We start from the raw sequence: 9,417 nt of genomic DNA on the forward strand, positions 1-9,417 counted from the left end.
ATTCTCCGCTTTGTGATATTCTTCTAAGAATTTTTCCTTCGTGATTTCATGATTGAGGTACTGGTTTCGAAGTTTGGCATATTTGGCCGTTGGGAGGTGTCCCATGTCCCAGAGGCCAGCGCGGGGTTGTTCGGGTCGCCACTCGATGAGTTTCCAGTCGCCTGACTTGTCTTTGACCCAGAGCTGATGCCGCTTGGGGCACCTCGGCGGCGCCTCCGGCCGGCCGGCCCTGATGTCGCTCACTTGTTTCTTGCGGGTTTCCCTCCACACCCTTTTGACTTGTCCTGGCGCGTAAGCAGGGCGACTATTCGCGTAGGGAAGACGAACCCCGTCAGAATCGTACCCGAAAGAGTTCGGTACACCACGCTTCGGCAACCGGCCGGTCGGATACTTCACCGGACCCGGAGCATCATTACCGCCCGGGTGGTCGACACCATGCGACTTCGCGGCCGACCCGTCAACGCCGTCTGCTGGCCGTATCGTGGGGTCGAACTCGTCGCTGACTTTCATCCCTCCCCCGCCGAGGCGGTCCTTGAGCCAGTCCAGTGCGCTGGTGGTGTCACTCGGGGTGGAGATCGTGACGGGTTTCCCGGACTCAAGGTCGTCGGCCTTGGAGGTCAGGCCCTCAAGGTCATCAGCCTTCGTGGTCAGACCCCCAAGGTCATCAGCCTTCGTGGTCAGACCCCCAAGGTCATCAGCCTTCGTGGTCAGACCCCCAAGGTCATCAGCCTTCGTGGTCAGACCCCCAAGGTCATCAGCCTTCGTGGTCAGACCCCCAAGGTCATCAGCCTTCGTGGTCAGACCCCCAAGGTCATCAGCCTTCGTGGTCAGACCCCCAAGGTCATCAGCCTTCGTGGTCAGACCCCCAAGGTCGTCGACCTTGGAGGTCAGGCGCCCAAGGTCGTCGGTTTTGGTGATCAAGCCCTCGAGGTGGTCGGCTTTGTTGATCAGGTTCTCGAGCTTGCCGACCTTCGCGACTGACCCGAGGGGCAGAAGGTTCCCGGCGATCTGGCCGATCACGAACCCGTCCCCCGAGGCGACTTGCCCGGCCGTCGTGGTCAGCTGGTTCCACAACTGGGAGCGCGCCTCGTCACTGGTCACGAGGGTGAACACACCGGTCACCGTGTCCTGCACGTTCATCTGCAGCGCCCCGCTGACCTGGTCTCCGACCCCGGAACCGAGCCCGGCGAGGAACTGGAGGCGTTTATCGCCGGACGCGATCGCGGGCTGCGCGATAGTGGCGTCATACCACTGGCCCACCTGCTCGGACGCCGTCCCGATCAGGTTCAACTCCTCGCCGGTCGTCGCGATGGAGACGTGATTGATGGCACTGTTCACCCCACCCACCACGAGCGAACCACCCAGGGCAACCAGTCCCAGAGAGACACCCCCCGTGAACGGCGTCAAACCGACCCCGACGGCCGTGACCACCACACCCGCAGCGACCTGCAAACCATCCCACAGCATCCCCCAGAGAGCGTCTTCTGTCCGCTTCCGCTCGGCCTCCGCCTTCACATCATCGGCATACCCCGAGAACAGAGCCTCCCACCCAGCGGACGCGACCTCCTGATTCTGCCGGCAATACTCCACCATTCCCCCGGTCAGCTCCCCCAAGGTCCGCAACGTCAGATTAAAGCTCCCCGCCTGGTAGGAGCGTCCCTGCCCGACCGTCAGATTCCCCACATCCCCGACAACCCGGTTCAACTCGGCGAGAAGGTTCTTGACCTGATCGAACCCAGGATCGGTGGCCTCATACGCCGCCCACGTCTCCTGCTGAGACTTCGCGATCGACCGCATCCGCTCGAAACCCTCCGCAGCGGCATCCGCCGCGGACGCCCCCGCGCCGTCCAGCGACACCAGATGCGATGCGCGAGCAGCAATCGACCGAAGATCGGCCGCGAACCCCCGCAACTGCTCCATACCGGTATCGAGCTGGGCAAGATGGGCGTCGTACTCGTCGTTCACGAGCCGGAAATTCCCGTCCGTGTCAACCTGCGAGTACCCGCTCCAATACACGCCAATCGCGGTCTGGAAGGTGGATAGGCACACGAGCAGCGACTGCACGATCGGGACGTGCACTTCCCGGATATAGGCGCGCATCGCGTCAGCACCCTGACCGCTGATGTTCTCCGAGCCCGCGAGACTCTCAAGCCCCTGCGCGAGCGCATCAAGGGCCTCCATCCGGTCCGCGAGACTCTTCTGTAGCCCCGGAGAAGACGCCTGCCACGAATCCGCGGAAAACTCCACCACACTCACTGCTGCACCCCGTCGCCCTGCGCATCCTGCGCGTCCTGCACCTCGATACTCACCCCGAGCTGGTCGAACTCACCCGTGTCCTTCTGCGCCAACGCACCATACGTCCCGATCAGCCTGAACAGATCCGCGTGAATCTCCGACACAGCCGTGACCCCCGGAACATTCAGGTCACCACCTTGTTCCCACCCATCACTCGTCTCCGCCACACCCGACGTGAGCGTCGACACAGCCCGAGTCTCCTCATGAAACCCGTCGCGTATGCCTCGAGTGTCTGAACCCATCGTCTACCGCCTCCCCACCAACTCGTTCAGCTCACCGCTATCGCGAGAGCCTGCGCGGAAAGAATCGGATGCTCGAGCGGACTGATAGAGAACGCGAGCGCGCGTTGCTTGTTTTTACAGTCACCGATCGCCTGCCCGATCTGGTCGCTGATTCGAGCGTGATCCGACTTTGCCGCGTCGAGAGCACCTGTGAAAGAGGTGCGTTTCTCCCCAGCCCACAGCGCCCCGCCCGCATCCTTATAGTCATCGACCTGGAACCCGTCCGCCTCGCCACGCACCGCGTTCAGCTGGCTGATGACATCGTCGAGTTCCTGCACCTGCGCCAACGCCTGTTCCTCATTCATCGTCGTCTCCCAGGTCGCGAACACCAGCGAACAAGTCATCCGCGGCGACCCGAGCAGGCGCCGCCAGCGCAGGAACAGCCGCGGGCGGACGGTGTTCCTGCTGGAACCGAATGTACGCGTTATTCAGGATCGCGAGCACAAGTTCGTCATCAGTGTCGCGATAGCCCTCATACACGATCTTCGCAATATCGTCGCCATTGAAATAGGCGACATTCGTATCGACCATGCCCTCCGGATACAGGAATGCGCCGTAATCGAAGAACTGATCCTTCACGATCGATCCGCGACTGACGATAACTAGCTTTTTCACGGAACCCTTCAGAATCACAACACTTCCCAACGGCAAGAACGTGCGACTCTCCTCATGCACGGAGTCAGGCTGCAGATCGGTCATGCTTGTCTTCCTTTGCGTCGTAGCTCACTAAATGGGTCTGTGGCGTCTTTCACTCTCTTGAGTGGCGCTCCCGCCCCCTCGTCCGGTGCCGGGACAGCGGCCGGTGTGGCGAGGTCGACGGTCAGAGCGGGTTCCGCGGCGGGAGGCGGCGAGACCTTGGGCGGGGCCTTCGCGTTCTCGAGCAGATCTTCCGCGAACGCTCTGTCTTCGTCGTTGCTGTGGCCGCGGTGGAGAACGGTCGTGATCTGCGTCTGTCGAATCACGATCTCGCGCACTCCGGCCGCCGCGCCCTGCGGGTGGGGCACACCCTTGTAACCGGCGAGGAAGCCGTCGTCATGCTTCTGAAAGCCTCGCGCGATGATGACGTAGATGCCGTCGTCTCCTTCGATCTCGACGGCCGTCCCGAGGGGCAGCAGCTCCTGTGCCTCAGTCATGCGCCTGCTCCTGGGCCTGGGGAAGCTTGACCTTCTCGAAGGCGCTGCCACCGCGCAACACGAAGTACGGCTCGTCGATGCTCGGCTCCGGCTCGGTCGACTTACCCATGCCCTTCACCAGCGGGCTGTCGTAGGCGCGAGCACCGACAAAGCCGGTGAACTTCTGTTCCCGCAGAAGCTTGGGCACCGGGTCGAACGATTTGGCCAGGTAGTCGTGCCTACTGAAGATCATGAAGTCCAGCCCTGACTTGAAGGTGTTCTTCACCGCGAGCACGAAGTCTTCCGGTTTCACCCCGGTGACGGCGATGAAGTCGGGCAGGTTCGCGATCACGAGCACCAGAGGGGCGCCCTGAACCTTCTGCTTGTTGAGGCTCAGGTACGCGACGATGCCGGCGACGATCTCGCTCGCGTCGCTCTTGCTCGTGATGTAGCTGAAGTTCACGGGCAGCGGCGTGCGCTCGAGTGTCTCGTCAAATCGCTCGTCGAAGTCGATGACCAGGAAGCTTGTGTTCACCCTCCCGCCCTGAGAGAGCAGAGTCTGCTGGAAGAGGAGTTCCTGCTCGTCGTCCTTGGCGGCGAACAGGAAGAACGGCTGCGAGCGCGGCAAGAACCCGCGTGCCTCTGTGCTGGCCTTCGACAATGCCAACGGCACGCCGCCTTTGCTCTCGACGGTCGTGACCGTCGCTAACCCGGCGAACGCCTCCGGCGTGAGCTCCCGCGGCACCATCGGGATCCGCGCAGGCCGTTTCCCCATCCAGGCGGCGTCGAGGGCGGCGACCTGCGCTTCGAGCGCGGCGAGCGTCTCGGCGCTGGTTTCGCCGGGAGCCGGTTGGTAGAACTGGATCGCGGTTGGCGTCTCCACGACCACCTGTCCTCGGCCGGGCGCGTCGACCTGCAGCAGTCGTTCGCGGCCCATGAGCTGGGCGAGCTCGCTCTCGTCGTTGAGGTACAGGCTCAGTTTTGTGGAGATGTTGCTGAGCATGTTCATGCGCACTCCGCCGACCCGGCTTGCGCTCATGACCAGATACACGCCGAGGCCGGCGCCTTCGCGGAGCACCTGCAACAGCAGGTCGTCGATCTGCTCCTTACGCCGATCATTCGCGGTGAGGTTGTCGTATCCATCGAGCACGTTCACCACGACCGGGAGGCGCCGACCGGTCTTCGCGGAGTACTGCTCCAGATTCGCGACACCGGCGTCTCTGAACGACTGCTTCCGCGCCGCCAGCAGGCCACCGATCCCCTCCAGCATCTTGCCGAGCTTCTCGCTCTCTTCGAGCGTGACGATATCGGCGACATGGGGGAGGCCGCGCAGCGGCAGCAGACCATTGTTCCCGAAGTCGATGAGGTTGACCTGCACCTGCTCAGGAGTCGACGCCTGAGCGAGGCCGATCGTTAAGGTCTGCAACACGGTCGACTTGCCGAAGCCAGGGCTGCCGAAGAGAACCGTGTGCCCAGCCTTCACGAGGTCGAAGTCGTAGCTCTCCTGCGCCTGCCGAGAAGGGATATCGAGCATGCCCAAGGGCACCCGCAGACCGGATCCTGCGGGTTCCGGGGCGGCGATGTTCTCGGCAAGGTTCGGCAGCCACGGCTTGTCCGGCAGATCAAGCCTGGGGTCGCCGGTGAAGATGGTGGCGATGGCGTCGATGACGGCTTCGAGCTGTGAAGGCAGATCGCTGGTGTCCTTGCCCTGCTCGACCTCTTCGTCGGGGTCGTAGAACAGCTCGTACTGGCCGACCTCGTTGATCGTGTAGATCCGCTCGTCCACCTGCTCGATGACGACCGCGTCCGGGTCGTACGGCACGCCGGCGTAACCGCTCTGGAACAGCTCGTAGACCTCGTTCTGCCCGACCTTCAGATAACCGCGCCCCGGATTGGTGATGTGGGCCGCATCGGTGGTTTTCAACAGCTCGTTCGAGTCCTGTTCACTCGCCATCTTGAGCGCGATCTTCGACGTCGAGTTCGCCTCGATCTGGTCGTTGACCACACCGCTGGGCTTCTGCGTCGCAAGGATCAAGTGCACGCCAAGGCTTCTACCGATGCGGGCGACCGAGGTGAGCTCGTCGAGGAATTCCGGCACGTTCGCCTTCAGTTCCGCGAACTCATCAGACACCAGCACCAGATGCGGCAACGGCTTCGACGGGTACTTCACGTCAGGCTTCGGGGCGTGCCGCTGCTTGTACAGGCATGTACGCGTTGATGCTGTTCACCCCGTACACCGCGAATTCGCGCTGGCGCTTGTTCAGCTCCGCCTTGATACTCGCCAACGCCCGCGCCGTGCCCGCGCCATCGAGGTTGGTGATGGCGCCCATGAAGTGCGGCAGCTTGTCGAGCGTGTTCGCGATGCCACCGCCCTTCCAGTCGATGATGAGCATCCCCACGTCTTCCGGGGAGAAGTTGATCGCAAGCCCGATCAGGTACGTGGTCAGGAACTCGGACTTACCGGATCCGGTGGTGCCGCCGACCAGCGCGTGCGGGCCGTGGGCGCGCTCGTGCAAATCCCAGTACACGGAGTCGGATCGGCCGCGCCACCCGATCAGCGACGCGATCGACTTGTTCGGCTCGGCCCTGTCCCACCGCTGCGCGATCTGCAGGTCCTCGACGGTCGTGACCTCGTACTGCTCCAGCAGGGTCAACGTCTCCGGCACGGCGTTCTTTTCGACCTCGAGGTGGTTCAGGTTCGACAGCTTCCGCAGTGAATGCTCAAGATTCGATGGCACGACGTAAGGGACGAAGGGCGTCGCGACGTACACGTCAGCGTTGGTGACAAGTTCGCCTTTCACGAAGTTCGGCGCCTGGATGAGTGCGGTAACCGTCTCGGGCAGGAGTTTCGCGTCTTCGCTGCACCAGATCACCGTCACCCCCAGCTCGCTCATGTCCTCGGCGAGCAGTTCGTTAATGCCGTGGCCGGCGAGGTGCCGGTCGTCGCAGATCGTGAACACGTAGTGCGGCGCGAACTGGGGCTTCTGCGTGCCTGCGTCCTTGACCGCTTGCTTCCGCTTTTGCAGCAGCTGGTAAAAACTGTTCAACACGACGTCGCGCAGTCTGTCGTTGTACACGAGCCCGCGCATGTTCAGCTCCTGCATCCTGAAATGCGGCAATAGCCGCCATTCATGCCACGTCTGCCGATACGCCTCACGGGAGATAAGGCTGACGACGTTCACGTCACGGTACGAGTGGAAGAACGCCGTCTGAAACAGCACTGCCTGCAACTGGGCCTCGACGACCTCCGGCGGGCCGACGAATCCGAGGGTCTGCCCCATCAGCCCGACCGGTGTCGGGGCGTCGCGTTGCGTCTGGAATCCCGCTGCAAGTTCTGCGACCTGCCGCGCTTCGTCGCTGGCGTCTTTGTCATTCACCTCGGAGGACACCGTCACCACCGACGGTCGGTCGGAGTATCCGAGGGAGACGTGGAGGAAGTCTTTATTGAAGCGTTGACGCTCGTAGATCCTGCGGTCGTACACCTCGACCAGGTCGACGAGCTCCCCGAGGCTCGGCTGCTGATATCGCAGTACGTTGCCCTCCTCGTCGTGTGCCTGGGTCACTGCGGCAACGGTCCTGACGAGGTAGCCGGCGTAGTCCTCCTCCTGCGTGAGCGCGGCCACTTTCGTCTCCGCTTTCTCGGTGACGTACTGCGACACCGTGAACGATGCCGTCAGCAGGGTCGCGAGCCCCATGCCGAGAATCATCGCGGGGTTGCTGCCGGTGATCATCACCGTCATACCGGATGCCGCGATCATGAAGAACGGCGGCAACACCAGCCGCATCAACTGGTTCTTCGGCTTCGAAGGCGGCTTGTCGGGCCCCTGCAGCCGGAACTCAGCCTCGCGGACCTCCACGTTCAGCTTCGGGGACCTCCGATAGTCGGGGAACCCTTCCGGGAACTCCCGCACCGCAGGCTGCACCAACGCCTTCGCGGGGTCGACCACGGCCCCCGGCCCGAAGCTGGTGAGCCTGAACTGGGCCGGACGCTTCTCCACGAGGTAGCCGGCAGTGAGCACCACCGTGCCGACAACGAGATCGCAGACCTGCCTCCCGCGGACCAGGACACCGTTCACGTACACGAGCTGGTCGCGGGCGTCAACGATCAGCACGTCGTCGTGCAGGACGAGCAACGGCGAATCCGCGACCCTGATACCGGCATTCGGGTCGTCGCCGATCACGAAGTCGCTGCGACCATCAATGATGAATGTCACCGTGCGCGAGCGGGCGGCTGGCACCACCACGCACTCCAGTGCGCCAACGCCCTGCAACCCAGCGCTGAGCTTCTCGCCGTCGACGTAAAGCAGATCATTGATCACACTGAACTTATGACCCTGATGCTCGACAAAGGGACGCTCCTCTGTCAGCGACAGCCTAATCGCGCGCTGATCGTCCAGTACGTACACCAGAAACAGCAGCTCGGCCGGGACGAGCCGGGAATCGAGTCCCGCGCGCTGGACGCTCGCCGGCCGCTCCGTGTCGAACACGCTCATCGTTTGCCTGCCGTGTCGCCGGTGCCGTTGAGCTTCGCGGTCAACTCCTCGATCGCTTTTGCGTATTCGTCGAGAAGTTCTTGCTTCTTGCCACCAGCCATCTGGGTATCCAGCTTCGTCGCCTGATAAAGGTCTGTGTAGGCCAGTAAAGTGAGCTGATCGTCGCCGAGGTTCTTGGCATAATCAAGAGCCTGCTCGAACTCACCGCGACCCATCGCGATCCAATAGTTCAACGTCACATCGTCGGTCTTTTCGGAGATCGTATTCAGAATCTTCTGCTTCTGCGTCGCGGTGAGATCGTGGAGATTGACGCTCGACACCGCCAGCACATACTTTGCAGACGCAGGCAACGACGGAGCTGCGAAATCGGTCAACTCGGCCAGCGTGCCCGCATAGTCGCTCGCGAGGAACCGGGCTTGACCGGCAACCACCGCGGCCTGCACACGGTTCTGCGACGCTGTCTGCCATGCGAATGCGCCAGCGACCAGCGCCGCGACGAAGCCGAGCACGCCGAGCACGCGATACCACGAGTACCGGCGCTTGGGGACGCTCACCTTTGTCGCTGCGACGTCCGCCTGCTCGGCTCTCACCTGCGCATCGATGCACGAGAACAGTTCGTCTGTCGTGGTGGCGTGCGTCACCTCGGTCGAGAATTTGTCCCGCAGGGCCGACGCCCCGTCCAAGAGCTGCTCGAACGTCAGCTTCGGACGGAACACCTGCAACACCATCGCCTGAAGCGAAGCGAGGAACCGTGCCTCATCGAACACCATCGGAGCGAGCATGCCCTGCAGCCCGACATGCACCACCCGGAGAAGGCCACCGGACAGATACACATTGTCAGGGTGAATCAACGGAACCGCGAGACCACCCCGGTAGCGGACACAGGCCACCAGGCTCTGAGCCAAGAGCAGCCGATCCAGCCGCGTCCGCGCCCGGCCGATCGCCTCCCGGAAGCTGATTTCGCCCGCTGCGAGGGCATAGTCGAGCGCGATCCCTGTATCGGTCTCGTGCATATCGACGTATCGAGCGATCACATCCAAACACGAGCCGTCGAACCCGTTCTTTTCCAGACCCACACGAAGGGCATCAGGGCTGTGATCGAGTTCGAGAGCCGTGCCCTCCACAGCAATGCGCATTATTTACTCACTCACTCTTGAATTTGGAGACGGTCGCCGTTGCCGATCCCGAACGACGAGATGACGTCGTAGCCGCTCACGGCGAGGGCTTTGTCATCGA

At 62.7% G+C, this 9,417-nt stretch carries 8 protein-coding genes; all 8 read right to left on the minus strand.

Annotated elements, in window-relative coordinates:
• On the minus strand, window positions 1–2,256 hold a 2,256-nt coding region (locus B0H03_RS15630; RefSeq protein WP_338103528.1), incomplete at its 3' end, for a GH-E family nuclease.
• Entirely contained in the window at window positions 2,253–2,483 is a 231-nt protein-coding gene (locus B0H03_RS15635) for a hypothetical protein (protein WP_104265140.1), read from the minus strand. The genes B0H03_RS15630 and B0H03_RS15635, both read right to left, overlap by 4 nt.
• An 80-nt stretch (window positions 2,484–2,563) precedes the next feature.
• Window positions 2,564–2,863, minus strand: a complete 300-nt coding sequence (locus B0H03_RS15640) for a hypothetical protein (RefSeq protein WP_127843970.1) — start codon at window positions 2,861–2,863, stop codon at window positions 2,564–2,566.
• A gap of 10 nt (window positions 2,864–2,873) precedes the next feature.
• Complete coding sequence (locus B0H03_RS15645) at window positions 2,874–3,275, minus strand: DUF4176 domain-containing protein (protein ID WP_104265142.1); 402 nt, start codon at window positions 3,273–3,275, stop codon at window positions 2,874–2,876.
• A complete protein-coding gene (locus tag B0H03_RS15650; RefSeq protein WP_104265143.1) occupies window positions 3,272–3,709 on the minus strand; it encodes a DUF4176 domain-containing protein in 438 nt (145 codons plus the stop codon). Before B0H03_RS15650 ends, B0H03_RS15645 begins: the two co-directional genes overlap by 4 nt.
• A complete protein-coding gene (locus tag B0H03_RS16950; RefSeq protein ID WP_202130224.1) occupies window positions 3,702–5,858 on the minus strand; it encodes an FtsK/SpoIIIE domain-containing protein in 2,157 nt (718 codons plus the stop codon). Before B0H03_RS16950 ends, B0H03_RS15650 begins: the two co-directional genes overlap by 8 nt.
• A gap of 1 nt (window position 5,859) precedes the next feature.
• Window positions 5,860–8,181 carry an FtsK/SpoIIIE domain-containing protein gene (locus B0H03_RS16955; protein ID WP_202130223.1) on the minus strand — a complete coding sequence of 774 codons (2,322 nt, stop codon included), beginning with the start codon at window positions 8,179–8,181 and terminating at the stop codon, window positions 5,860–5,862.
• The gene (essB, locus tag B0H03_RS15660; RefSeq protein ID WP_104265144.1) at window positions 8,178–9,317 is read right to left on the minus strand and encodes a type VII secretion protein EssB; all 1,140 of its coding nucleotides are present in this window, start codon (window positions 9,315–9,317) and stop codon (window positions 8,178–8,180) included. Before essB ends, B0H03_RS16955 begins: the two co-directional genes overlap by 4 nt.
• Window positions 9,318–9,417: the final 100 nt, after the last annotated feature.

The sequence above is a fragment of the Rathayibacter iranicus NCPPB 2253 = VKM Ac-1602 genome (assembly GCF_003149025.1).
Taxonomy (GTDB): Bacteria; Actinomycetota; Actinomycetes; order Actinomycetales; family Microbacteriaceae; genus Rathayibacter; species Rathayibacter iranicus.